The organism is Streptomyces mauvecolor, from assembly GCF_039532965.1.
Lineage (GTDB): Bacteria > Actinomycetota > Actinomycetes > Streptomycetales > Streptomycetaceae > Streptomyces > Streptomyces violascens.
The window spans coordinates 26,665-50,001 of sequence record NZ_BAAASQ010000019.1 but is presented as its reverse complement, the minus strand read 5'-3'; the positions used below and the strand labels follow the sequence as shown (position 1 = coordinate 50,001).

Genomic DNA, 23,337 nt, shown 5'->3' with positions numbered 1-23,337 from the left:
GCTCACGCTCGTGGAAGCCCGACCTTGGGTGCGGGGTTGTCACGGCGGGCTCGGCGGGCTCCGATCAGCAGCAGGGCACAGGCGAGCGCGATGAGCGGCCAGGGTGTGAACGGGAGGACCACGGCGTCGACGACGCTCCAACTCCCCAGCGTCCAGGCGATGAAGGCCGGTGGGGTGATGCCGCGGCGGTTCAGCCACAGCACCGTCAGGCCGACCAGGACGAGCGGTGGGCCGAAGCTTTCCAGGCTCAGCCAGTACGCGCTGCCCGCCGGGCTCATGTCGGCAAGGTCCTCGCTCCACAGCCCGCCGCTGAACCATGTCCCGGCGTGGCGCCCGGCTTTCTCCACCGTCAGGGCGAGGAGTGTGTGTGCGGTTCCGAATAACGTGATGATCCAGCCGGCCCACTTGATCATCTGGGTTCTCCGTTCTCGTCGTGAAGCCGCGTGGTGCGGCTCCGCCGATGTTGTCTTGGCGCGGCAGGGCCCGCGAGAATCCGGAACCATCGTTCCGATACTTCAGTTCCGATACTCTCGTTCCGTATAGTGCGGGCATGACGGTGAAAAGGCAACGGGGCGGACGCCCGCGGGACAGTCGTGTGGACGACAAGATCCTGCAGAGCACGCGTGAGCTGATCGACGAAGTCGGCTACCCGGCCCTGACCATCGATCAGATCGCCGCGCGTGCCGGGGTGGGCAAGGCGGCGATCTACCGTCGCTATGCGTCCAAGGCGGAGATGGCGTTCGCTGCCACCATGTACGAGGAGCAGTTGCCTCCGTTGGCCGAGACAGGCTCGCTGCACGGCGACCTGCTGGCGCTGGTCCGCGCGTTTCACGTGCGTATGGCCACCCCGGCGGCCCGACAGCTGGCACCTGCCCTGATCAGCGAAATAGCCGTCAACCCCGGGCTGGACAAGCGGTTCCAGGACACCTTCCTCGCCGCCGAACAGTCCCTCTTCGCCGAAATCATCGACCGGGCCGTTGCCCGCGGCGAGTTGGCCGGGGCTGTCGACCCCGCCATGGCTCACCTGCTGGTGCTCGGCTCCCTGGCCTCCGCTCTGTTCATCGTCAACCTGCCGGTCGACGACGCGATGGTCACCGACCTCGCCACCGCCGCCACAGCAGGAATCACCGCCCTGGCCGACCGGTACCACAACGGCCCCGGCGGACTCGCCGAACCGCGCTGACAGGGCCCGCGACGACCGGCTCAACCTCCTCGACACCCACCCCGGTGACCGGTCGGACGACGCCGACTGGCCTCCCGGAGACCGGCCACCGGAAGAGAACCCAACCCGCTCTCAACCGGTCCGCCCAGAAATTTCCAGGGCTGGGGCCGGCGCGCTCAGACCGCGCCGAAGCTGCCGTCCTCCTGGCCCGGCGCCATGGGTGAGCAGCCGTGGAACGAGGAGGAGACGGCGACCATCAGCCGGCATGGGCAGATGACCAGTTGCAGATTGCCGTAGCCGAACCAGCGCGGCCAGCGGGACTTGGCATACACCCGATCGCCGGCGAAGGGCTGTCCCAAGTCCTCCACCAGTTCGGGCAAGGAGGCGTTACAGCCGATCGGCCCGATCCTGGCTGTCCGGCCGAACTCCGCCAGTATCCGGGTCGCGGTCATGGCGAGAATTCTGCCCTTGGGCACGCTGAGCTGCCGAGGCAGTCACGACCTGCCCGTAACGGCGATTCCGGCCAACGCGGGCCGGAGCCCCGAAGCAGCCGTCTGCCGCAACGTGCCACCACGCACTCAGCAACCCCCACCGGACATGTCGGCGTTGTCTGCCTGGGGAATCCTGTCGTGGGCTGTACGGATCATCTCAGCCACGAAGGCGTGCACGGCCGGTGTCTCGGTGTGCCAGGTGGTTGCCACGGAGAGCGTGCGGGTCACGCTCGGTCGGCAGCGGAGGAGCCGTACGCCTGGGTGGTCCCGCGGGGCTGCCATCTGCGGAATCAGCGCGACCGTCAGCCCGGCGGCGACGAGTTGGAGCTGGGTGGTGTAATCCGCCACGCAGTAGCGGATGGTGGAATGGGGCAGCCCGACCGAGCGCAGCAACTGGACGAGTGCCTGATGGGCGTTGCTCCCTGCCGGGCAGCTCGTCCAGATCTGGCCGCGCAGGCTGTTCAGCGGCACTTCTTGCAGGTGAGCGAGAGGGTGGCGGTCGGACACAGCCAGCAAGGCGCGCTCATGTGCGAGCGGATGGGTCCGGACCGCGGGCGGGATGCGCGAGGGGGAGTGCGTCCAGCTCTCCATCACCACGGCGTCCAGTTCCCCGGTGTGCAGCGCGGGGAGCATGTCCGTCGCCTCCCCGTCCTGAAGCTCCGGCAGCAGTCGCGGATAACGCTCGGTGAGCGCCAGGAGTGCCTGCGGCACGAGCGCACGCAGTACCGAGGCCACAGCGCCCACCCGCAGGGGCCCTGCGACCAGAGTGCTGAGGGCAGCGAGATCCTTCATCGCATGGGTGGCGACCGCGTCCATCTGCTGTGCGGAGGCCGACAGGATCCGGCCGGCGTGGGTGAGCCGGATGCCGCGCCCGTCGGGCTCGAGCAGCTTGCAACCGGCCTCCTGCTCCAGCTTCCTGATGTGCTGCGAGACGGCCGGCCCCGTGACATGCAGCGATTCGGCTGCCGCGCGGATCGAGCCATGGCGGGCCACCGCCGCGAACACCCTCAGTCGTTCCCAGGTATACACATCAGTCAGGTTACCCATAAGTCGGGCTATCTATTTCTCCGAAGAAACAGTAACTAGTGCTATTCGATCCCGAGTGAGAACGTGAAGTGTGTGGATACCGCACGGAAGCCCTCGGCGCCTTCCCCTGCCACTGCCGCGCAGGGGGCGGCGACCCCAGCAGCCGCGAGTCTGCTCGTGGTCGGCGGCGCTGCCTGTCTGTCCGCCTCCGCCATGTTCGTCAAGCTCGCCGACATCAACGCCGGCACGGCGGCCTTCCTGCGCTGCGCCATCGCCGTACTGCCGCTCGTACCGCTGATGCTCCTCGAACAACGGCGCCACGGCGCCCTGCCCCGCCCCCTGCGCGGGTACGCGGTTCTCGCGGGCGTCTTCCTCGGCGCCGACTATGTCATGTGGACCCTCAGCATCCTCGACATCGGCGCGGCCGTGGCCACGGTGCTCATCAACGTCCAGGTCATCGTGTTCCCCGTGCTGTCCCGCCTGTTCGGCGGCAACAGGATTCCCCGCCGCTTCCTCTACGCCACCCCCTTCATGCTGACGGGCATCGCACTCGCGAGCGGCGTCCTGCAGCAAGGCCAGCAATCCGGGAACACGGTGCGCGGAGTGGTGCTCGGCATGGCCGCCGGCGTCGCGTACGCGGCGTACCTCTACCTGTCACGGCTTTCCGGGCAGCGCTCGCCCCAGCATGTCGTCAGCCCCGTCTGCGTCTCCACGGCCGCGGCGGCAGTGGCCTCCGGCCTGATCGCCCTGCTGGCCACCGGCCTGCCCCTGGCCATCTCCGCCGCGGCCTGGGGATGGATCGTCGCCCTTGCCCTGCTCGGACAGGTGGCCGCATGGATCCTCATCAGCAAGGGAAGCCCGCGCCTCGCCCCGAACACCGCGGCCGCACTCCTGCTCCTGCAGCCGGTCATGGCCATCGGCTTCGCCCTGCTCATCCTCCACGAGACCCCCACCATCGTGCAGTTGTGCGGCTGCGCCCTCGTCATCGCCAGCGTATGGCTCGCCAACCGCACCCCCAGAACCACCAACCTCTGACCAGAAAGCACCCCTTCACAGCAGATCGGGAAGGATCCCGCATGGAGCCCCCCACCGACGACTACGGTCTGATAGCCCCCATCAGCCTCCCGCCCGACGGGCACGCACCCGGCGGCGTGAGCGGGCCGGCCGAGTACGACGGCTTCTTCCGCATCCATCACACCGAAGTCTCCGACGCCGCATGGGTGACGCAGGTCCTGTCCGTGACCCGCGGAGTCACCGACGATCTGCCCGACACCACTCTCGACGAAGCAGAGCGAGCCGATCTGCTCGATGGCATCACACTGCTGCTCCAGCATGCCCTGCGTGTCTCCAGCGACCAGTGACGACAGCTCCCCGGGGGGTACGCATGAGGCTCGATCACAGCCAGAAAGCCGCCGTGTACAGGTGGAAACTCGGGCACCATGTCTTCCACCTGCACCTCACTTTGATGAACACCCATCTCACCGCCCTGCGCAGGGCACTTGACGAAGAAGACTGGGTCACCTGCCGTTCCCTGCTGGACACCCTCGCCCGGCTGTACCGGGCAGCCACGGCATCGATGCGCTACGCGTCCGACTTCCCGCAGGGGAGCTACACCGGGCTTCTGCGTCCCGCCATGGAACCCCCATGGGTCAGTCCCGGGTTCTCGGGAAAGTTCAACACGGACCATGAGCAGATGCTCCACCTGCTCAAAGAGGTCCGCAGCCCCCTGAAGAAAGCCGCCCGCACAGGGACGGCCCCGGGCGAAGTGCGGGATGCGGCTCAGCGCTTCTGGCAGGAGCAAGCCCGCAACCGGGCGCAGCACAAGCTCATCTGCGAGAAGTTCGTGCCCGGCGGCAAGTCCCTGCTCCAGGAATATTTCACCGCCGAACAGTGACGACCGCACAGAGAGAGATGGCCATGACGTTCACCATCGTAGAAACCTGGTACCTGACCGACGAGGCCGCCCAGGACGCGACACGGACCATGCAGATCATCGACGACGCCATCGGTGAGAACGCCCACCACCACCCCGGATGGAACGGTCACGCCACGTTCCTCCAGGACCTGCGGGAACCGAATGTCGTCACCTGGGTGTACCCGTGGCGCAGCAAGCAGGACCACGTCAGCCTCCTGGAGACCGAAGAACCCTTGGTGCAGCCCCTCATCGACAAGTACTGCACCAAGCCGCGGACGATCCGCTACACCAAGGAACTGCCGGTGGAGGTAGAGCATGACCACCACTGACGGCACGCCGCCTGTGGGCGACTGGACACCGCGGGAGCTCGAAGAGAACGGGCGTCTGCTGCTGGCCCGCCTGCGGAGTCACTTCGAGGATCTGCGCACGCTGCCGGTCACCACAGACCGGTCGGCCCAGGAGATCCGCGCCCTGATCGACGAACCGCTCCCCACGGAACCGGAGGCATTCGGCGACATCCTGGAGCAGACGTGGCGGGACGTACGCCCCCATCTCACCCTGTGGAATCACCCCCGTTTCCACGCCTACTTCTCCAACAGCTCCAGCGGCCCGGCCATCCTCGCCGAGATGGCAACCGCCGCCCTGAACGTCAACGTGATGCTGTGGGATGCCGCGCCCGCCGCCGCGGCCGTGGAGAGCACCGTCCTGAAGTGGCTCGCGGAGCTGCTCGGCTATCCCGCGGACGGCGACGCGGTGCTGGTGGACGGAGCGTCCCTCGCCACGCTGTATGCCCTGGCCGCTGCCCGGGAGCAGCTCACCGGCCTGGACGTACGGCAACACGGGCTTGCCGGATCCCCGAGGTTACGGGTCTACGCCTCCGATCAGACGCACAGCAGCATCGACAAGGCCGCCATCACGCTCGGCATCGGCCTCGACAACGTCATCCGTCTCCCCACGTCGGGCGACGGCATGCTGAGCCCCGACGCCCTGGACGCACAGATACGTGCCGACGTGGACAGCGGATACCGTCCGATGGCTGTCGTCGCCAACATCGGCACCACCTCCACGGGCGCTGTCGACCCGCTCGTTCAGATCGCCGAAGTATGCGCACAGCACGGCGTCTGGCTGCACGCGGACGCCGCTTACGGGGGATTCTGGCGGATGGCCGACGGGGTGCGGCCGCACGTACCGGATCTCTCGGCAGTCGACTCATTGGTGGCCAACCCGCACAAGGTCCTGCTGTGCCCGATGGAGGCGAGCGCGCTGTTCTGCCGCCATCAGGATGCTCTCACCAACACCTTCCGGCTCGTTCCCGAATACCTCACCACGCGGCACGAGAACGGCAGCGTGGATTTCATGAACTACTCGCTCCAGCTCGGACGGCAGTTCCGGGCTCTGAAGCTGTGGTGGATCATCAAATCCTTCGGCGTCCGGGGTATCGCCGAACGGCTCACCGCCGCCGTCGACCTGGCGGACCACCTGCGCAAGGCCGCGGGCAACTCCGCGCACTGGAAGGTCGAAAACCCAGACACCCCCTTCCCCCTGGTGTGCCTGCGCTACGCCCCGCCCGGTCTGACCCAGGAGCAGACCGACGCGCTGAACCAACGCATTCACCAGCGCGTGAACACGGCCGGACGCTCCTACGTGTCACACACGGTCGTGGAATGCGGCTACGTCATCCGCGTCTCCATCGGCAACATCCACACCCTCGCGGAGGACATCGACGTGCTGTGGCGAGAACTGTCCGCCGCGGCAGCCGCTGAGGAGGGGAAGGCAGCGTGAGCACCGCTTCAGCGACCGCGGATCCCGAGACCTTCGCCCAGCGCCTCAGCCAGTTCTATGCCGTCGGTCGCTGGTCCTCGGTCAATGACGACTTCCCCTGGTCTCCCGCCCCGCGCTCGCTCCCCTGCCTATGGCGCTACCGCAATCTGCGCCCGTTCGCCCTCGAGGCCGCCGAGTTCGTCAAGGGCGACTCCGCCGCTCTGCGGGTGATCACGCACCTCAACCCCGGGCATCGCGCGTACGAGGCCGCCTGCGGACACCTCTACTCCGGCCTGCAAGCCCTCAAACCGCATGAGTCCATGACGTGTCACCGGCATGCCGCTTCCGCCATCCGCTTCGTGCATGAGGGGAGCGGGGGGTGGACCGCGGTGAACGGGGACCGCGTCCGCGTGGATCCCGGTGACGTGATCGTCACCCCGAGCCGCCTCTGGCACGAGCACGGCAACGACGCCGAGGACGGGCTCGTGATCTGGCAGGACTGCACCAACGATCCGCTGGTCAACACGCTGGGTGCCAACTTCTTCGAGCTTCACCCCGACAAGACACATCTGCGGTCGACCCCGAGCACCGACTCGCTGTCCTTGTGGGGAGGCATCCTGCTCCCCGAAACACGCAGGGACCGTGACGCGTCCCCCCTCTACGCCTACCCCTGGGACAAGTGCCATGACGCCCTCATCGCAGCGGCCCGCGCGGGCAACCACTCACCGTACGACGGCGTGATCCTCGACTACACCAACCCGGCGACGGGCGGGCCCGTCACGCGGACCATCGGCTGCAAGCTGCAGCTCCTGAGGGCCGGCGAAAGCACTCTGGCTCACCGTCACACCGGGTCGGTGGTGTACATCGTGGCCCGCGGCCGCGGCGCGACGAACATCAACGGCACCGACTTCGAGTGGTCGTCCGGCGACACGTTCTGTGTCCCGTCGTGGGCGCGGCACTCCCACACCAACCAGAACCCCTCCGAGGACGCGGTGCTGTTCTCCTACAACGAGTTTCCTCTGATGGAAGCACTCGGCCTCTACGCCGAGGAATCCGTTCCCGAGCACGAACAACACAGCTGACGCCGACCGGGCGGAGCCATCTCGTGGCTCCGCCCCAGCACCCCGGCGTGAAGGGGCCCCATGTCTCGCATTTTGATCATGCTGTCCGCCGCTTCCCGGATATCCCTCGCCGACGGCAGCTCCCGGCCCATCGGATTCTGGCCCGAGGAACTCGTGGAACCGGTCCGCGTGTTCGGCCAAGCCGGTGTCGACGTCACCCTGGCGACACCGGGAGGGAAACCGGCCGTCGCCGATTCCGCGGGTTTCACCCCCGAGGGGACAGGTCTTTCCGCTGCCCGCTGCGACGAACTGCGCCGCTGCGTCGACGCCCTCAATAGTCGGCTGGATGCTCCCCACGCACTGGAGCGGCTCTCCGCGGAATCCTTCGACGCCGTGTTCGTCCCCGGCGGGTACGCCCCCATGGCCGACCTCTGGACCGACCCGGCCTGCGGCAATCTCCTCACCGCCTTCCACGACACCCTCAAGCCCATCGCCGCGGTGTGTCATGGCCCCGTCGCACTACTGTCGTGCAGGACAGCGGCAGGGCGTTGGCCCTTCGTCGGCTACCGCATGACTGCTTTCACCGACATCGAAGAGAAGGATGTCGGCCTCCTGGACACCCTGCCGTGGACCGCGCAGAAGGCACTGACCAAGCAAGGGGCGCGATTCATCTGCGCATCCGAGCCCTGGAAGGAACACGTCGTACGCGATCGCCATCTGCTCACCGGGCAGAACCCCGCCTCGGCACACCCTCTCGCGGGAAGCCTGCTCTCTGCACTTTCTGACGGTGCTTCAAATCGATAGCCCTCACCTGCGGAGCGCGGCCCTGAGAGTCCGTTCAACCACGTCCAAGCCGTCAGCCAGCTCCTTGAGGGTGATGTTCAGGGCCGGGGAGAAGCGGAGGACCTGGCCGCCGACCCGGGAGAGCAGCACGCCCCGCTCCCGCAACTCGTCCAGGACGGACGCCGGATCGAGGTGGTCCGGCAGAACAAGTCCCCTCAGCAAGCCCTTACCCCGGGCTTCGAGCGCGGGAATCTCCGGGTCGGCGGCGAGGGCCGCGAGTCGGGCGGCCAGGTACGCCCCCCTCACCGCAGCGTTCTCGATCATCGATTCGTCGTCCATGGCGTCGAGCACGGCCAGAGCCGCGGCGCAGGCGACAGGGTTGCCTCCGAATGTGCTCGCGTGGCTGCCCGGTGGCAGAGCACCGGCCAGGTCCTCTCGCACCGCCACTGCTCCCATGGGGAAGCCGGCGGCGATGCCCTTGGCGAGGGAGCAGGCGTCGGGGACGACTCCGCTGTGCTCCTGGGCGAGGAAAGTTCCGGTCCGTCCATATCCGGTCTGTACCTCGTCGAAGAACAACAGGGCCCCGTTTCGGTCGCACACTTCACGCAGCCCCCTCAGGTACGCGTCGTCGGCGACGATGATGCCGGCCTCGGAGATGACGCACGACTCATCAAAAAGCCGCAGGCCCCGACTTCTGCCCGGTCGGGACCGATGGTTCGCTCATGGGCACGCGCAGAGCGGGGGGCGCCCGAGGGGTATGCGGGGTCGGCGTCGCATTGCCGGACGAGTTGGAGGCGGAAGCTGTTCCCTTCTGCGGAAAGCCCCGACACTCACTGGTGCTGAGAGGTGGGGCTTCTCGTCGTCCTACTGCTGAGCTGCGGGGTGGTCGGGGCCGTAGCCGCTGGTTTTCTGGTCGTACCAGTCGGGGCGTTGGCCGGTGGGCGCCGGGGCGGTCTCGCGCATGCCGGCGCCGTAGTCGCTGGTGGCTTTGTGGGTGACGGGGTCGGCAAGAGGAGCCGGCCAGAGCTGGAGGAGGTAGGTCTCGACGGGGTCGCCGGCCTCGCGCACATCGCCTTCGTCGCGGTTCTTCCCGTGGACCAGGAGGCGGTAGCTGCCGGGGCCGGGGAGTGCCAGCACGGGCGCTTCGTCGGGGTCTTCTTCGCCGGGGCCGATGGAGATGCGGGCCGTGGTCCAGGTGAAGGAGATTTCGGCGGCGTCCTGCCAGTCGTCCAGGTGGAGGGCAGGGGGTCCGTCCCAGAGTTCGGCGGTGACGTCGATGTCTCCGCCTTCTACGGCGCAGACGATCGCGGCGTAGTCCTCGCGAGCGGCGACGAGTCCGTTGGCGGTGTGATCGAGGGGGACGTCTTCGAAGGTGTCGAGGTCGATGAGGTCCAGGGTGCCGTGGGCGATGAAGAGATGGGGGCTGGAGACGCGGTCGATGAGTGAGGCCATGGCAGGGCTCCTTGCGACGGTAGGGGGACAGCGTTTTCGCTGTCCCCCAGGGGTTTCACGCTACGCGGCTGGTGTTACGGGCACTGCACCAGCGGGGGCATCGCGGCGTCGCTGCGGACGGTCGGGACGTTGGTGACGTTGACCCAGAACTTGTCGTCCTCCAAGAGCCGGTTGGCGTTGTACCAGGACTGCCGGGCACGGCCTTCGAGGCGGTTCTGCGCGGCGGGGACCATGTGGCAGGAGAAGTCCGGGTTGACGCTGGCACCCTGGTGGGTGGAGGCGAAGGGGTATTCGTCGCAGCTCTTCCCGGGCGGGCGCGGGATCGAGGACGGGCAGGCGGTACGCCGGTTGGCACGTATCAGAGCCTGCTTCATGGTGCGCGTCAGAGCCGGGCCGTGGCCTTTCCATCCCCAGTGGTTCTTGAGGTTGTGCTGGGCCCAGTCGATGTGCCAGGCGACCTGGTCGAAGGGGCCGGTGACGGAGATGTTGTAGCTGGGGGTGTAGTCGGGGTAGACGCATCCCCCGGCGGCGGCCGGACTCATGCGGGGAGTGTTGTCGCACCGCACGTTGAGTTTGGGGCCGAGGTCGATGCTGACCGGCGTGTAGGGGGCGGCCTCGTAGTTGAGGTGCGGGGCCTGGGCGTCGGTGTTGGTGACCGATCCGGGGGAGTCGATGACGATGTCCCAGCTCCGCGTCGTGCCCAGGGTGGTGATCTGCGGGGTGCCTCCGGTGGAGGTGCAGTGGCCGCAGGTTTCCGTGACGGTGGCGACGCCGAGTTCGGCGGCCGCGACGGTGGTGGACAGCAGCCGCAGGGTGACCTTGTCGGTCCAGCGGTGCCGGTTCCGGGCGTCGAGCTGGACGCTCGAGGTCCATGCGAAGTTGGCGCTGCCCTCGTACTGGTGCTCGGGCTCGATGTAGAAGTCGACGCGGAGACCGCCGGAGGCGCACGAGCTGGTGCGGTCCGTCCGGACCTGGCCGACGGTACAGGTCACGGCCGCGTCGGTGGCGACGTTCTGCGTCGCCAGCGGGGTGAGTTGGGCGGTGGCGCTGTGGCGGGGCTGAGGTGTGGGTGGGGCGGCGTCTGCTGTGGCGACTCCTGTGAATGCCGGGCTGACTGCGACGAGTGCGGCCAGCAGGATTCCCCCGCGTTTGATCATTTTCACCGCGCATGATCCTTTCTTGGGGATAAGGCGGGGTCATGTTTCCGGCGTGAAAAGCGGGGCGTCAATGGTCCGTTGAAGTGTGCAGGTTGGTTTCGGCCAGCACGGAACGCGTCAAGGGCGATTCCTGTGTGCTGGCTATGAGGCGAATGTGCAGGTGAGGGCCTCAGGAATCGTTGTCCGGAACCTTGCTTCCTGTATGTGGAAGCAGTGTGTCTCGGCCTTCACGGTCGTCGTATTCGGTGCCTACGCAGGATGCGTGGTCATTTGCGCGACTACCGTCAGGTCGGCCGGCGGAACAGAGTTCCGGCGACAAGGAGTCGGCCTCATGCAGGGAGTTTATGGACGCCCGCATTCGACGTGGTGCAGTATTTTCCGGCGACGAATGCGCGGCGGCCAGGCATCGGCCCGCCGTGTCACGTGCAGCGGGGTGTTCCTGCTGGTGGCAGCCGGCGGCACAGCACTACCGGCCGCGGCCGCTTGTTACTCTCTCCGATCATGCGAGCCCTCTTCCCAGGATCCTTCGACCCGGTCACTCAAGGGCACCAGGACGTACTCCGGCGCGCGGCCCTTCTGTTCGACGAGGTCGTCGTGTGTGTGATGTTCAATGCGAACAAGACCGGCCGCTTCCCCATCGCAGAACGGCTGGACCGGCTCCGCGCGGCAACAACTGACCTGAGCAACGTCACCGTCGACTCCCACACCGGCGGCCTGCTGGTCGACTACTGCCGCAGAGTCGGAATCGACGTCGTCATCCGCGGAGTCCGCGGCGTTCCCGACCTGGACCACGAAATGCCGATGGCCCGCATGAACCACGAACTCGCCGGAGTCGACACGTTCTTCATCGCCGCAGACCCAGCCCTGGCCCACATCTCCTCCACCCTCGTCACCGTGATGAGCCAACAGAACCGTGTCTCCGAATGATGACGTGAGCGTGCTCAGCAGTTGGGGCTGAAGGGAGGCCGGGCCCGGGGCATCTCGCGCCCCGTTTCCGGAGCGCGCCGGGAGTCCTTCGGGGTTGGCGGCGGAGGCAGCGCGGCGCCGGGCTCATCTCCCCAGTCACGCGGTGCATCGCCGGGCCGGGGGAGTGGCGCCCGAAGGTCAAGTCGTCGTTGGCGCCGGGGTGTTCGCCGGGCCGGCCAGGTGCTGGGGTTCGAGCACGAAGACCGGGATCACTCGGTCGGTCTTCTCCTGGTATTCGGCGTACGGCGGATACGCGGCGACCGCGCGCTGCCACCACTGGGCCCTCTCGTCCCCGGTGAGTTCACGGGCTGTCATGCCCTGGAGTTCGGGGCCGTCCTGGAGCTCCACGTGCGGGTCGGCCTGGAGATTGAAGTACCAGACCGGGTGGCGCGGGAAACCGCCCTTCGAGGCCACCGCCGCATACCGCCCCTCGTGCTCCACGCGCATCAGCGGAATCTTGCGGATCCTGCCGCTCTTCGCACCGCGCATCGTGACAATGACGACCGGCAGGCCCGTGTCCCAGAGTGTTGTGCCCTGTGTGCCACCCGAACTCTCGTACAGCTCGACCTGTTCGCGGATCCACTGCGCCGGACTCGGCTCGTACGCGCCCTCAAGAGCCATCGCATCCACCCCATGTCGTGCACGGATTGTGTCGGGACAGTCCAGCACAGGCCTCGCATGAAGGGGAGACCGCCGCTTCCGCTGCCCCGACCACCTCACATGAGACGGCGAGGGTTGCGAACTTCAAGGCTGTCTGCGATCCCCCTGCGCATCGCAGACAGCCTTGCGAGCTCACAACTCACCTGCCGAGTCGGCGAGTTGTCGCGTCCGGTGAACCGACTACCGCCTCCGGTCCACCACCGCCCGCAGCTTTCCGCTCGTTGCCGTGCGGTCCAGATCGGCTCCGTCCACCACCTCGACCGCGAAGTCGAGGAGCCGCTCGTCCACGGCCGAGCGGACCTCCGGGTATGCGGCGAGGAACGTGTCGCGAGCCCGGTCCGCGTCCGGGGCCTTGGAGTTCTCAAGGCGGAGGGTGAGGCATTCGCGGGCGGAGCCGCTGGTCAGGACGGCCTGGAGTTCTCCGCTGTAGCGCAGGTGTTCTTCGGCGACGGCCACGAATCGGCGGTAGTTGAGGAAGTACGTGGCCACGCGCATCACTTCGCCGAGTCGGCCCAGCAGCTCGAAGCGCGGGGAGCGGTTGCCGCAGGGGCAGTCGCCGGGCAGGAGCCGGCCGAGGTCCCCGATGACGTAGCGGTCGAGGTGCTGGCCCCGGCGGGCCCGGGTGGTGAAGACGAGCCGGCCGGTCTCTCCCGGCGCCACCGGACGGTCGGCGTCGACCGCGACGATCTCCAGGGTGTGCAGGTCGGCGTGGAGGTGGTGGACGCTGCCGCCGCTCTCGACGCACTGGTAGCCGAGGGGGCCGAGGTCGGTGCTGCCGTATGTGATGGAGCGGACGGTCTCGATGCCGAACGTCTCGGTGAGGGTGCGGCGCTGTTCCTCGGTGAAGTGCTCACCGCCGTAGAAGATCTTGCGGATGCCGCCGTAGGAGCGCAGCAGGTCCGCTTCCTCGTGCAGGAGCTGCCACAGGTAGGAGGGCATGCCGAAGAGGGTGTCGACCTCGTACGCGACGATCATCTCGGCGGTGGCACGGTGGTCGGAACCGGCGGCCATCGGCATCTGGACGCCGCCGAGGCGTTCGAGGATGGAGAAGAAGCTGATGAACCCGCCGTACATGCTGCCGCAGTAGAAGAGGTTGGCGGTGCGGTCGCGGGCCGGGTCGTAGCCCGCCGCCAGCAGCCCGCGGGCCGCCGCGTGCATCTGGGCGTCGTAGTCGTCGTAGCTGAACAGCGACAGGGCGGGGGTGCCGGTGCTGCCGCCGCTGCGGAAGTACAGCTCGGCGTCGCCTCGTTCGACGTCCCGGTTGAGTTCCTGGACGGCGGCCTTGTCGAGCAGCGGGCCGGCCGGCTGCGGGAACGCGGGCCGGCGGACCAGGTCGTCGAGGCAGGCGGTGGTGGCGAAGCGGGCGTCGGCCTGGACGGCGACGCGGCGGCTGTAGCGCTGGAGCGCGTACACACCGTCGTGCGGCTCGCCCACGTACCCGGAGGTCATGGCGCCCACGGGGGTGACCCGGGTGGCGCCGGCGGCCAGAACGGCCGCGGAGAGCTCGGCGATGTCGGTGCGGCTGCCCGCGATGCCCGCGGTCTGTAGATAGCGGCGCATGGGCCGGAGCGTGGAGATCACGTTCTTGCGCGGCAGCGGCTTGACCCAGACGCTGCGGTGCAGCGGCGACGCGCTGAGTGCCGGGCGGGTGTCGGCCATGACGCGCCAGGTGCCGTCGGGGGCGGCCAGGACGCGGGTCAGGCCGAGGTGTTCCTCCAGGCGTGCGAGGTGCTCGGTGGTGGTGAGCTCGGCGTACTCGGCCGGGTCGAGCTCGTCCTCGACGGGCGCCGGTTGCAGGGCCAGTGCGGCGGCGAGGCGGTCGGCGAACGCGTGCAGCTCGCCCTCGTTCTCGGTGTCGAGGTAGACGACCTGGGGACTGGAACACGCCTGCTGCTCGAAGACGCAGATGTCCTCGGCCAGCGCGGTCACGGTGGCCTCGTCGGCCCAGGCGTCCCGGGTCAGATACGCGAAGGAGATCTTGTGTCCCCACTCCACCAGGCGGCAGCCCGCCGGGACATGGGCGGTCACCCCCTCCACAGCGGCCTCGCCGCCCCAGACCGCGACGGCGTCGGCGGGTGCGCACATCAGGCGCAGCCAGTCCGTGCGCGACGAGGAGAAGCGCAGCACGATGACCCGCTCGGCGAGGGCGCCGCCGGCGTCGAACGCGGCGAGTTCGGCGAGAAGGTGCTGGGCGAGGAGGGTGTCGGCGCTGCTGGTCTTGAGGATGTTGACGTTGCCGGCGAGCAGTCCCTCGATCAGGCTGAGCGGCGCGACGGTGGCGGCGTTGCCGGGGGCGATGTGGGCGACCAGGCCGACGGGTGCCCATGCCTCGTACACCGTCTCCTTGGCGTCCGGGCGGCCGAGGCGCTGCGGCGCGGTGCCGCCGAACTCGCGGCGGAGCTTGCGGGTGAGCGCGTCGCGGCCGAGGAAGGCTGCGAGTTCGGCCAGCAGTTCCCCGGTGCTCTCCGCGTCGCCGGGCAGGTGTGGGGCCAGCCGCTCCCGTACGGGATGGCCGGGGTCGCGCAGGGCACCGGCGAGCGCGTCGCAGGCGGCCACGACGGTCTCGGTGTCCAGCGGGGTGGCGAGCGCGGCCTCGACGGTGGCGGGCAGCGTGGCAAGACGGCGGGCGGCCTCGTCGTCGCCGATGAAGGTGCCCTGCCAGTAGTGGTGGTTCATCACGGTCTCTGCCTCGGTCATGACATTCCCTTCATCAGTTCGGCGGCGGCCACGGCGCAGCTCTTGTTGCGGCTCACCCCGGCGCGGCCGTGGACGGTGAACCAGTCGGTGTCCAGCTCGCAGTCGCACTCCTCGCCCGGGTGCAGCGAGGCGAGGTCGCCCATGACGACGCTCTGCGCCGGTACGGAGGTGATGTACGGGGACACCAGGTGCAGATAGCCGCGCTCGCCGTACGCGAGGGGTTCGAGGGTGCGCGTGGAGCGGATGAAGACGCGCGACCACACCGGCGCGTGCAGGTTGTGGTGCGAGCACTCGATGTACGGGATGCAGTGCTCGACCGAGCCGAAGGTGTCGCGGATCCGCTCGGAGGGGATGCCCAGTTGCTCCGTGACACGGGCGTACAGCTCGTGCTTGCCGATCTGCTGGTCGGTGTGGCCCTTCCAGCCGCCACCGAGGATGACCAGGGAGTCCTCGGGCAGTTGGAGCGGCGGCAGACCCATGGCGCGCATCCGCTCAAGGGTGAACCAGAGGAAGGCGGGGAAACCGAGGATGCGCACGGGCGCGTCGTCCTCGGCGAAGCGGCGCAGCGCGGCGACACAGCCGAAGGGGTCGAACTCGTGCCCGTTGCCGGTGGCGCGCAGGGCGTACTCGACCTGGCGGGCCGGTGCGAAGTCGCACAGGTAGTTGTCGGTGAACGCGGTGCCCAGTTTGAGGTCGCGGGCGGGTTCGTAGCTGTACAGCAGGTAGTTGACCGGCTGGTCCGGGGTGATCCAGCCGTTGCGCTCGAAGATCCGGGCGACCATGCGCTGGGCGGACCGGATGGTCCACTCGTCGAAGAACATCTGCGACTTCTGCCCGGTGGTTCCGGAGGAGGTCAGATGCAGATGCACGTCGTCCCGGGGGATGGACAGGACCTCGTGGCGCTTGAAGAAGTTCGCGTGCACCAGGGGCGCGTCGTACGGGGTTTCCTGGCGCTCACCGTCGTACAGGCTCCGGAAGAACGGGGACCGCTCGCGGTGCCAGGCGTTGGACTCCGCCATGGCGGCGGCGAACAGCTCCTCCTCGGCGGGTCCGCGGACGTACGGCTCGGTCAGGTCGCAGAGCCGCTGCACCTGGGCCAGGGCCGCGGCGTCCGGGACGTCGACGGGCGCGAGATGGGGGTTCGAGGGGGTCATGAGGCAACCTCACGGGAGGGCAGATGGGTCGACGCCCAGGCCGACACATAGGAATCGAGGAAGGGTTGGAGTGGTGTGTCGACGACCACACCGTGGAAGTCGATGTGCTCGGTGGTGCGGGACATCACCACGTAGTCGTGGAACCCGTCGTCGTCCCGGCGCATCGCGGGATACAGCGCCCCGGCGATGAAGCCCTGCGCGCCGAAGGCCGAGAGCGCGGCGTGGTGTTCCAGCGGCACCAGCGCTTCGACGTATCCGGCGCCGGCCCGGGTGAGGGTCCGGGTGACCGACTCCAGCCAGCCCGCGGCGAACACCGGGTCGGGGTGGGCGGTGACCAGCGCGCAGTACCGGCCGGTGCGGTTGAGGTACGCGTACACCTCGAAGCCGCCGTCGTCGGGGGTGAGCAGGATGTTGGGGGTGTGCAGGGGGTAGAACCAGCGGCCGGGTTCGGGGAAGCGCTCGTGGAAGCGGCGGCGGACGAACGCCGGGGCGTCGACAATCTCCAGCGGAGCCTGCGCGGCTCCGGCGGGCGCGGGCCGCGGCGCGATGGGCCGGGTGCCCGCGTAGCTGATGCCGAGGCTTCCCTCGACCGTGCGCAGCAGGGGAGCGAGTGAGGCGGGCACCTCGGAGACGGGGACGCGGCGGTCGAGGACGCCGGGCGAGTGACGCGCGTAGAGTGCGAGGCTTTCGCGGCTGTTGAGATCCACGGCGTTGGGCAGGATGCCCATCGGGCGGAAGCCGTTGCTGGCCACGACGCGCTGCGGTCCTGCGCTGACGGTGCGGACCGTGGCGTACACCGAGTCGAGCTTCCCCGCCCCCAGGGTCCGGGCGCACAGGGCTTCTGTGAGCTGGCCGGCGAGCCCCGAGCCGCGCTGGTCCGGGTGGACGGCGAGCCCTTCGAGCCGGCCGATGCGGCTGCCGGGCTCGCCGTGGATCGCGGCGGACCCGGCGAGTGCCCCGGTACGGGCGCAGCGGGCGACGAGCCAGAGGGTGTGCGGGTCCTGGATGAGCCGGGACATCTCGGCGGGGTCGGTGCCGAGGGCCGTGGGGTAGTGCGGCCCGTACACGGCGTAGTAGAGCTGGCGCAGATCGGCGACGTCCGCGGGAGTCGCCTGCTCGATCGCGGCGGTCATCGTGCGCCTCCGGTGGCGACCGGTTCCGGTGCGGCACCGGTGACTGACGATTCGTCAGATCCCTCTGCTGCCTTCGGGTTGTCGCCCAGCAAACCCAGGAACGCGGCCGCGGGCACAAGCCCGGCGGCCTGGATCAGGCACAGCGTCTGGGCGGACAGGTGGTCGCCGAGGAGGCCGAAGAGCAGCGAGGCGACCGGGAAGGTCGCGCCGAGGATGGCCTGCATGACGGCGAAGAACGCGGGCTTGTCGGCGGCCGGAACGAGCCGCTGGAACAGTGCCACGAAGCGGACACCGATCACCCCCACACACCAGCCGGTCACAAGGAGGGATCCCGCGATGACGGGCCGCGCGGCGACCAGGCCCGGCACGGCGAGCGCGACGGCCATCGTGGCCAGGCAGACAGAACCGACCACGGTGGGCCGGCCCGGCACGCGTGCGCCGGTGAACGAGCCGATGAGCGTGCCCGCGCCGAGCGACGCCTCCAGGAGCGCGACCGTGCTGCCGTCGCCGTGCAGGACCGAGGCGGTGTACAGCGGCATCACGACGAACACGGCGGTGGTGAAGAGGTTGGCGGCGGCGAAGCAGAGCAGGATGGCGCGTACGTAGGGCAGCGCGCCCAGGATCTGACGCAGCGTCCGCTGTGACACCTCTCCGTCGGTCGCGTTCCCTTCCGCGTCGGCGGTGTCATCGGCCGTACGGAAACGTGCGGCCGCGATGAGGAGTGCGGCCGCCGCGTAGGCACCGGCGCAGCCGACGGCGAGACCGGCCACTCCCGCCTTGTCCACGATGAGGGCGCCGAGCAGGGCTCCGCCGAGGCTCGCCAGGGACTGGGTGGACAGTTCGAAGCCGGTCGCGGCCTCGATGTCCTCGTCGTCCACGAGTTCGGGCACCGAGGTGGTCAGACAGGGGTCGAAGAACGCCTGGCAAGTGGCGAGGGCGAGCGTCGCCGCGTACGCCGCAACGACGGGCAGGTCACTCGCACAGGCCCAGACGGCCAGAACGGTCGCGACCGCTCCCGCACCACCTGCCGCCGCGCGCAGCAGCGAGCGGTGGGCGAAGCGGGCGACGGTGCGGGCGACCAACGGCGCGAGGGCCACGGCGGGCAGCGTGCTGACCGCCATGAACAGCCCGGACGCGAGGCCGCCGGCGCTGGTCGCGGCGTAGGCGATGAGCCACCAGGAGATACCCACCTGGAACATACGCACCGCGGCCTGGGTGAACACCTGCCCCAGCCATACGGTCCCGAAGGCACGGTTGCGCAGGACGAGCGGGAGGCGGCGGTCGGTGGTCGTGGACGCGGTCATGCGGTCGGCCTCTCGTCGATCACGCGGACGAGCTTGCCGGAGCGGGGGTTGACCACCAGGTCGCGGTGGCGCGCCCATTCGACACGCAGCGGGTGGACGAATCCGGCGTCGACGCTGTCGGGGTAGAGGGGGCGGGCGTCGTTGAGCTCGGTGACGACCGCCTTGGCGAGCACGTCGAGACCGGCCGGGTCGTCGCCGGGAGCGGTGGCCAGGCGCAGCACGAGTCCGTCGCGGCCCTCCCAACGGCGTACCACGAGCTGCATGCCCATGACGCGGCCCTCGGTGTCCGCCGCGGCGACGGCGGTCTGGGCGTCCTGCGAGTACAGCGACACGGGGCCCACGCGCACGCCTTCCTCGGCGCGGCCGAGGATGCGGAAGACACCACCTTCGACGTCGGTCCACTCCGCGCGGTCGCCGGCGGGGTAGCGGATGACCGGCATGAGGCGTCGGAAGAGCTGGGTGACCACGACGCGTCCGGCCCGGCCGGTTTCGCGGATCGGCTCGCCGGTCGTCTCGTCGAGGATCTCGACGACGGTGTGCGGGGCGAACGTGCGGTGGGTGCGCGGGTCCGGGCCGGGAACCGGCCGCCCGAGGAGGCCGCCGTCGACGCTGGCGTAGCCGAGCGAGCGGGGCTCCGCGTTGGGGAAGGCGGCCGCGAGCAGGCGACGCTGATCGTCGAAGAGTGCCTCACCACCGAAGAACAGCAGCTCCACGGCGGTCAGTTGACGACCCTGCGACATCAGGTGCTCGGCGAGGCGGCACAGGGTGGTCGGGGTGCCTGCCACGACCTGTGCGGCGAAGTCCTCGAGCGTGGGGACCGTCGACTCCAGCGGAGCGCCGCCGCCGATGGGCAGCCGTACGTTGGCGACGGGGGCGTGCGTGAGCGAGTCCAGGATGAACAGGAAGCTGGCGTAGAGCTCACCGGCGTAGAAGAGATCGGCCACCCGGTGTCCGGGACGCAGACCCGCATCGACGAGACCGGCGCCGAACGCGGTCACGAACTCCTGCCATTCCTCCCGGGTGTAGCAGGAGAACTTCGGCGCGCCCGTGGTGCCACCGGTCTTGAACACGACAGCCTCCCCGAGGGGAGCGGTCAGGACACGGTTGCCGTGCAGGGTGTTGGCGGCCCAGAACTCGCTCTGGTCCACCACCGGGAGGTCGGTGATGCGGTCGACCTGCGGCGGAAGATCCGCATAGAGATCGGCATAGAAAGGAGAATGGTCACGGGCGAAACGTATGAGGTCCGAAACGTGATGGACGGGCATGCGGCGTTTTCCTAAGGAGAGGTGAAGACAGGAGAGGCGGGGCAGGCATGGGCGAGCCAACAGACCGGGGACCCCCCGACCCGCCTGCTTCACCGTTCAACTTCCCTCGGGGTGCGCGCACTTCACGCACCGGGGCAGCGCAGGCCCCCCGCCTGACGCTCGTCCACATCATGGAACACGGTTGACACTGGATCAAATCGAGTGTGGCCTTCGGTGCTTCTGGTGGCCGAAAGGAATGCCCTTTGATCCGTGGGTAGAATCGCGTGTGCGGCGAACTTCCGAAGGTTCATCGGTCAACAACCATCAGGCTGTTCCTCGCGGGGCAGGGTGCTTTCTTCCGGATCGCACGGTATCGGCGTGGTCGGTGAGGAGAGCGGCGGTCTCCTGGTCGCCCCAGGCTGGTTGCCGGTCGGGCGTGCTCATAACCGCCCGCATCGCATGCAGCCTGCTCCGGTGGCTCCCGGGCGGCGGGAGCTCGTCGAGGAACCCAGCGCCAGGGGCGCCGAACGGTCCGCGTGCCGGGCGGCAACGTCGGTCATTTCGTGGCCGGTCTGCGGAAGTGTGCCGCATCGAGTCGGGTCGAACCGGCCGTGTTCTCGTACTCCGCTCGCGCCGGGCAGACGACCTGTCCTGGCGCGGACGGACCTCCTGAGCGCTGCTCCGGTCAAGATCGGCCACTCGTTGTCCGCCCTCGCGGGTCCCCGCGCCGCTGGAAGGTGACGCGTGTGGATCACGGAGTCAGTGCGGCGGACACCCGTGCCAGACGATCGGCTGACGACCCTGGAAGGGCAGGACGTGTGCTGTCCGCGGCTCTGCCGGCCAAGCCCGGGTCCGCTCAACGAAACCGCTCAGTCCGGGTGTTGATCACGGTGTGGTCGTGTCCGTTGCCGCCAGTACCCCTGTCAAGAACCGCCGGATGGTGTCCCGTTCGTCGACGTCGAACCCGTCCAGCACCCCCACCACCCTCTCGATCAGCGGGCCGAAGAACTCCCAGCCCAGACGCACCGCCTCCGGCTCGACCCGCAACAGAACCCGGCGGCGGTCGTACTCGTCGCGGATTCGCTTCACATGGCCGAGTCGCTCAAGACGGTCGATCACCGCAGTCGTTCCCGCCGAGTTGAGACCCAGGCGAGTGCCGAGCAGGCCCGCCGTGGCCGCTTCCTCGGCGCGGGCCGCGTCGAGCAGGCAGATCAGAGCTCGTACATCAGTGGAGTGCATGCTGTTGCGGGCCGCGAACTCCGCCTGGCGGAGGCCGAACTCGACGGTCACCGCCCGCAGCAGGTGCACCAGTTCCAGGTTGTCGTTCATATCGCCTCCGTTTAGGATATCTCGCTGAACGAGATAATCGCCTGGCGAGGTATTGGAGTTCATCGTGTCAGCAGTGTCCGGACAGTTCCGCACCGCCTATGACGCTGTCCTCGCCCAGTGGCCCACCCCCGTGGAAAGCCATGAACTTCCCACTCCCTACGGCCTCACCCACGTCAACAGCTGCGGCCCTCTCGACGCCCCGCCCCTCGTGCTCCTGCCCGGCGGTGGGGCCACCTCCACTGTCTGGGGAGCCGCCGTTGCCGCAGGGTTGAGCCGGACGCGCCGGGTGCATGCCGTGGACCTGGTGGGGGAGCCCGGGCTCAGCATTCCGGCCGAGGGGAGTGCGATCCGGACTGCCACGGACCTGGTCAGTTGGCTCGATGCGGTCCTCGACGGCCTCGACCACCCTGGCCCCGTCACGCTCGCCGGCCACTCCTACGGCGCCTGGATCGCGGCTCACTACGCCGCCCTGCACCCCCAACGCCTGGCCCGTCTCGTGCTGTTCGACCCCGCTCAGGTCTTCGCCGGGCTGCGTCCCGGCTACGTACTGCGTGCTCTGCCCATGCTGTTGCGGCCCACTCCCGCCCGTATCCGGAGCTTCCTGGCCTGGGAGAGCGGCGGCGCCGACCTCGACGCGGCCTGGCTGCGGCTGCAGGAAGAGACGGCCCGCTTCCCCACCGTCAGGCCCGTCACCGGCCCACGTCCTTACCTGGCCGGACTCGACCGAGTTCCCCTCCACATCCTCTTCGCCGAGCGTGCCCGCTGCCACGATTCCGCCCGGGCGGCCACGGCCGCGCGCGCCGCCCTGCCGGAGTCGCGGATCGACATAATCCTCGGCGTCTCACACCACGCGCTGCCGCTCTCGGCAGCCGAGGCCGTCACCGCCAGCCTGGCTGCCAAAGGGGGCTACCGGACTTGAATGCGTCGCCGGTCCGCCCCGCCCTGGGCTTCGGGCCGCCGGACTGCCAAGCCCATGGTGCGAGTTGGCCCGGGCAGTCAGCTCACCAGGGCTCGGTGGCGAGCTTCGCGGATGACCTGGTCGGCGGTTTGTTCAGGAGTGAGCGACGCGGTGTCGAACCACCAGCCGACATCGCCGAGTTCGCGCTTCATGTCGGCGTCGAGGCGTTCATAGCCATCGAAGTCGAACCGTTCGCGCGGATCCCTGATGGTGTTGCGGTAGCGGCACGCCGCAACGCCCGGCACGAGGACGACGAGGAAGACCTGCCGAGCCGGGAGGAGGTCTACGAAGAAGTCCAACTGCCTGCGGTCGGGGATTATCCAGTCGATCACGGGCGTGAAACCTGCGTCGGAGATGTTGTTCGCCAGCGTGCACAGGTTGCGGTTGCACAGGTCCACTTGCCGCGCCGCTTCGTCGGCCGGCTCACCGAGGGCGCCGACGCGACCGCCGACAATCAGCCTGCTGATCCGGTCGCCGTCGAGCCGCGCAGAGCGTGGCAGCAGGCCGGCGACCATCCTGGTCACTGTCGACTTCCCTGCCCCGGGCATGCCCGTCACGATCAGACAACTTGGCCTCTCAGCACCGATCACGCCGACAGGGTGTCAAGGTGCGTGCGGGTCGGCAACCGCAAATTCCCAGTGCGCTCCTCGGAAGGCCGGACGAGCATTGATGGGGAGCTGAAGGCAGCACGGGCGTACGGGTGATGAGTACGGGGCCGAGGTGAGCGACGACGGTCTGTCGGCCACTGCGTAACCCGTTCCGGTCCGGGCCGTCGTGGCGCGGTCGGCCGACCAGGAGGAAGGCTCGTCCTGCCTTCCACGCTGCGCACACCGTCTTCCTGCCGGGAGACTGGGACGATGCCGTTTCGCAGCTGAACGCGCCGTTCGCTCCGGCGATCTGGATCTCCTTGCGCGGCACGACCGCCGTCTCCTCGTGGGATCAGCTTGTAACTTTGCCGTGGGCAACGACGCCTCAGAGTCGTTGAACGCGGCGGCGACGTAGACCGCGCCATGCGCCGCACGCTTCCCTGTCGAGACACCCTGCGCCTGGACGGCGGCCCCTTCCGGTCACCGTCACCCGGTGA

At 68.8% G+C, this 23,337-nt stretch carries 24 protein-coding genes; 10 read left to right on the top strand and 14 right to left on the bottom strand.

Features of this window, described 5'->3' with window-relative positions:
* Nucleotides 1-2 precede the first annotated feature (2 nt).
* Nucleotides 3-413, bottom strand: a complete 411-nt coding sequence (locus tag ABD346_RS24780; protein WP_344377788.1) for a DUF6463 family protein — start codon at nt 411-413, stop codon at nt 3-5.
* 137 nt (nt 414-550) lie between these two features.
* On the opposite strand from ABD346_RS24780, the gene ABD346_RS24775 reads away from it, so the two are divergent.
* Nucleotides 551-1,183: a TetR/AcrR family transcriptional regulator gene (locus ABD346_RS24775; RefSeq protein ID WP_344377785.1), complete on the top strand. Its 633-nt coding sequence runs from the start codon at nt 551-553 to the stop codon at nt 1,181-1,183.
* 155 nt (nt 1,184-1,338) lie between these two features.
* On the opposite strand, the gene ABD346_RS24770 is transcribed toward ABD346_RS24775, so the two are convergent.
* Together ABD346_RS24770 and ABD346_RS24765 are read right to left on the bottom strand one after the other, a co-directional pair.
* Nucleotides 1,339-1,614, bottom strand: a complete 276-nt coding sequence (locus tag ABD346_RS24770; RefSeq protein ID WP_344377784.1) for a hypothetical protein — start codon at nt 1,612-1,614, stop codon at nt 1,339-1,341.
* 126 nt (nt 1,615-1,740) lie between these two features.
* Nucleotides 1,741-2,700, bottom strand: a complete 960-nt coding sequence (locus tag ABD346_RS24765) for a LysR family transcriptional regulator (RefSeq protein WP_344377782.1) — start codon at nt 2,698-2,700, stop codon at nt 1,741-1,743.
* Nucleotides 2,701-2,772: 72 nt separating this feature from the next.
* On the opposite strand from ABD346_RS24765, the gene ABD346_RS24760 reads away from it, so the two are divergent.
* From ABD346_RS24760 to ABD346_RS24730, 7 genes are read left to right on the top strand one after another with little or no spacing between them, the layout of a single operon-like run.
* A complete protein-coding gene (locus ABD346_RS24760; protein WP_344377780.1) occupies nt 2,773-3,714 on the top strand; it encodes a DMT family transporter in 942 nt (313 codons plus the stop codon).
* A gap of 41 nt (nt 3,715-3,755) precedes the next feature.
* Nucleotides 3,756-4,040, top strand: coding sequence for a hypothetical protein (locus tag ABD346_RS24755; protein ID WP_344377778.1), 285 nt, complete (start codon nt 3,756-3,758; stop codon nt 4,038-4,040).
* A gap of 53 nt (nt 4,041-4,093) precedes the next feature.
* Entirely contained in the window at nt 4,094-4,573 is a 480-nt protein-coding gene (locus tag ABD346_RS24750) for a hypothetical protein (protein ID WP_344377776.1), read from the top strand.
* A 23-nt stretch (nt 4,574-4,596) separates the two neighbouring features.
* Nucleotides 4,597-4,923, top strand: coding sequence for a hypothetical protein (locus ABD346_RS24745; RefSeq protein WP_344377774.1), 327 nt, complete (start codon nt 4,597-4,599; stop codon nt 4,921-4,923).
* Nucleotides 4,910-6,376 carry a pyridoxal phosphate-dependent decarboxylase family protein gene (locus ABD346_RS24740; protein ID WP_344377773.1) on the top strand — a complete coding sequence of 489 codons (1,467 nt, stop codon included), beginning with the start codon at nt 4,910-4,912 and terminating at the stop codon, nt 6,374-6,376. Before ABD346_RS24745 ends, ABD346_RS24740 begins: the two co-directional genes overlap by 14 nt.
* A complete protein-coding gene (locus ABD346_RS24735) occupies nt 6,373-7,437 on the top strand; it encodes a cupin domain-containing protein (RefSeq protein ID WP_344377770.1) in 1,065 nt (354 codons plus the stop codon). Before ABD346_RS24740 ends, ABD346_RS24735 begins: the two co-directional genes overlap by 4 nt.
* 60 nt (nt 7,438-7,497) lie before the next feature.
* Nucleotides 7,498-8,220: a type 1 glutamine amidotransferase domain-containing protein gene (locus tag ABD346_RS24730; RefSeq protein ID WP_344377768.1), complete on the top strand. Its 723-nt coding sequence runs from the start codon at nt 7,498-7,500 to the stop codon at nt 8,218-8,220.
* A gap of 3 nt (nt 8,221-8,223) precedes the next feature.
* On the opposite strand, the gene ABD346_RS24725 is transcribed toward ABD346_RS24730, so the two are convergent.
* The 3 genes from ABD346_RS24725 to ABD346_RS24715 form a co-directional block, all read right to left on the bottom strand.
* Nucleotides 8,224-8,856: an aminotransferase class III-fold pyridoxal phosphate-dependent enzyme gene (locus tag ABD346_RS24725; protein ID WP_344377977.1), complete on the bottom strand. Its 633-nt coding sequence runs from the start codon at nt 8,854-8,856 to the stop codon at nt 8,224-8,226.
* Nucleotides 8,857-9,063: 207 nt separating this feature from the next.
* Entirely contained in the window at nt 9,064-9,651 is a 588-nt protein-coding gene (locus ABD346_RS24720) for a hypothetical protein (RefSeq protein ID WP_344377766.1), read from the bottom strand.
* Between the two features lie 74 nt (nt 9,652-9,725).
* The gene (locus tag ABD346_RS24715) at nt 9,726-10,808 is read right to left on the bottom strand and encodes a NucA/NucB deoxyribonuclease domain-containing protein (protein WP_381229521.1); all 1,083 of its coding nucleotides are present in this window, start codon (nt 10,806-10,808) and stop codon (nt 9,726-9,728) included.
* 501 nt (nt 10,809-11,309) lie between these two features.
* Between ABD346_RS24715 and coaD the strand changes: the two genes are divergently transcribed.
* Nucleotides 11,310-11,735, top strand: coding sequence for a pantetheine-phosphate adenylyltransferase (coaD, locus tag ABD346_RS24710; RefSeq protein WP_344377762.1), 426 nt, complete (start codon nt 11,310-11,312; stop codon nt 11,733-11,735).
* A 177-nt stretch (nt 11,736-11,912) separates the two neighbouring features.
* On the opposite strand, the gene ABD346_RS24705 is transcribed toward coaD, so the two are convergent.
* From ABD346_RS24705 to ABD346_RS24675, 7 genes are all read right to left on the bottom strand, one after another.
* Nucleotides 11,913-12,395, bottom strand: a complete 483-nt coding sequence (locus ABD346_RS24705; RefSeq protein ID WP_344377761.1) for a nitroreductase family deazaflavin-dependent oxidoreductase — start codon at nt 12,393-12,395, stop codon at nt 11,913-11,915.
* A 219-nt stretch (nt 12,396-12,614) separates the two neighbouring features.
* A complete protein-coding gene (locus ABD346_RS24700; RefSeq protein WP_344377760.1) occupies nt 12,615-15,131 on the bottom strand; it encodes an acyl-CoA reductase in 2,517 nt (838 codons plus the stop codon).
* Nucleotides 15,128-16,285: a LuxE/PaaK family acyltransferase gene (locus ABD346_RS24695; protein WP_344377759.1), complete on the bottom strand. Its 1,158-nt coding sequence runs from the start codon at nt 16,283-16,285 to the stop codon at nt 15,128-15,130. Before ABD346_RS24695 ends, ABD346_RS24700 begins: the two co-directional genes overlap by 4 nt.
* Nucleotides 16,282-17,418, bottom strand: coding sequence for a GNAT family N-acetyltransferase (locus tag ABD346_RS24690; protein WP_344377758.1), 1,137 nt, complete (start codon nt 17,416-17,418; stop codon nt 16,282-16,284). Before ABD346_RS24690 ends, ABD346_RS24695 begins: the two co-directional genes overlap by 4 nt.
* On the bottom strand, nt 17,415-18,722 hold the full coding sequence (locus ABD346_RS24685) for an MFS transporter (protein ID WP_344377757.1): 1,308 nt from the start codon (nt 18,720-18,722) through the stop codon (nt 17,415-17,417). Before ABD346_RS24685 ends, ABD346_RS24690 begins: the two co-directional genes overlap by 4 nt.
* Nucleotides 18,719-19,987 (bottom strand): phenylacetate--CoA ligase family protein, encoded by a 1,269-nt coding sequence (locus ABD346_RS24680; protein ID WP_344377756.1) that lies wholly within the window; start codon nt 19,985-19,987, stop codon nt 18,719-18,721. The genes ABD346_RS24685 and ABD346_RS24680 overlap by 4 nt, the downstream gene beginning before the upstream one ends.
* Nucleotides 19,988-20,851: 864 nt before the next feature.
* Nucleotides 20,852-21,295: a MarR family winged helix-turn-helix transcriptional regulator gene (locus tag ABD346_RS24675; protein WP_344377754.1), complete on the bottom strand. Its 444-nt coding sequence runs from the start codon at nt 21,293-21,295 to the stop codon at nt 20,852-20,854.
* A 73-nt stretch (nt 21,296-21,368) separates the two neighbouring features.
* Between ABD346_RS24675 and ABD346_RS24670 the strand changes: the two genes are divergently transcribed.
* Complete coding sequence (locus ABD346_RS24670) at nt 21,369-22,214, top strand: alpha/beta fold hydrolase (protein WP_381229518.1); 846 nt, start codon at nt 21,369-21,371, stop codon at nt 22,212-22,214.
* 77 nt (nt 22,215-22,291) lie between these two features.
* Here the strand turns inward: ABD346_RS24670 and ABD346_RS24665 are convergent, their stop codons facing one another.
* Nucleotides 22,292-22,801: a phosphotransferase gene (locus tag ABD346_RS24665; protein ID WP_344377975.1), complete on the bottom strand. Its 510-nt coding sequence runs from the start codon at nt 22,799-22,801 to the stop codon at nt 22,292-22,294.
* Nucleotides 22,802-23,337: the final 536 nt, after the last annotated feature.

Coding starts and splice junctions, on each gene's coding strand:
- ABD346_RS24780 (WP_344377788.1), bottom strand. CDS start 413: ATGATCAAGTGGGCCGGCTGGATCATCACGTTATTCGGAACCGCACAC.
- ABD346_RS24775 (WP_344377785.1), top strand. CDS start 551: ATGACGGTGAAAAGGCAACGGGGCGGACGCCCGCGGGACAGTCGTGTG.
- ABD346_RS24770 (WP_344377784.1), bottom strand. CDS start 1,614: ATGACCGCGACCCGGATACTGGCGGAGTTCGGCCGGACAGCCAGGATC.
- ABD346_RS24765 (WP_344377782.1), bottom strand. CDS start 2,700: ATGGGTAACCTGACTGATGTGTATACCTGGGAACGACTGAGGGTGTTC.
- ABD346_RS24755 (WP_344377778.1), top strand. CDS start 3,756: ATGGAGCCCCCCACCGACGACTACGGTCTGATAGCCCCCATCAGCCTC.
- ABD346_RS24745 (WP_344377774.1), top strand. CDS start 4,597: ATGACGTTCACCATCGTAGAAACCTGGTACCTGACCGACGAGGCCGCC.
- ABD346_RS24740 (WP_344377773.1), top strand. CDS start 4,910: ATGACCACCACTGACGGCACGCCGCCTGTGGGCGACTGGACACCGCGG.
- ABD346_RS24730 (WP_344377768.1), top strand. CDS start 7,498: ATGTCTCGCATTTTGATCATGCTGTCCGCCGCTTCCCGGATATCCCTC.
- ABD346_RS24720 (WP_344377766.1), bottom strand. CDS start 9,651: ATGGCCTCACTCATCGACCGCGTCTCCAGCCCCCATCTCTTCATCGCC.
- ABD346_RS24715 (WP_381229521.1), bottom strand. CDS start 10,808: ATGATCAAACGCGGGGGAATCCTGCTGGCCGCACTCGTCGCAGTCAGC.
- coaD (WP_344377762.1), top strand. CDS start 11,310: ATGCGAGCCCTCTTCCCAGGATCCTTCGACCCGGTCACTCAAGGGCAC.
- ABD346_RS24705 (WP_344377761.1), bottom strand. CDS start 12,395: ATGGCTCTTGAGGGCGCGTACGAGCCGAGTCCGGCGCAGTGGATCCGC.
- ABD346_RS24700 (WP_344377760.1), bottom strand. CDS start 15,131: ATGACCGAGGCAGAGACCGTGATGAACCACCACTACTGGCAGGGCACC.
- ABD346_RS24695 (WP_344377759.1), bottom strand. CDS start 16,285: ATGACCCCCTCGAACCCCCATCTCGCGCCCGTCGACGTCCCGGACGCC.
- ABD346_RS24690 (WP_344377758.1), bottom strand. CDS start 17,418: ATGACCGCCGCGATCGAGCAGGCGACTCCCGCGGACGTCGCCGATCTG.
- ABD346_RS24685 (WP_344377757.1), bottom strand. CDS start 18,722: ATGACCGCGTCCACGACCACCGACCGCCGCCTCCCGCTCGTCCTGCGC.
- ABD346_RS24680 (WP_344377756.1), bottom strand. CDS start 19,987: ATGCCCGTCCATCACGTTTCGGACCTCATACGTTTCGCCCGTGACCAT.
- ABD346_RS24675 (WP_344377754.1), bottom strand. CDS start 21,295: ATGAACGACAACCTGGAACTGGTGCACCTGCTGCGGGCGGTGACCGTC.
- ABD346_RS24665 (WP_344377975.1), bottom strand. CDS start 22,801: ATGCCCGGGGCAGGGAAGTCGACAGTGACCAGGATGGTCGCCGGCCTG.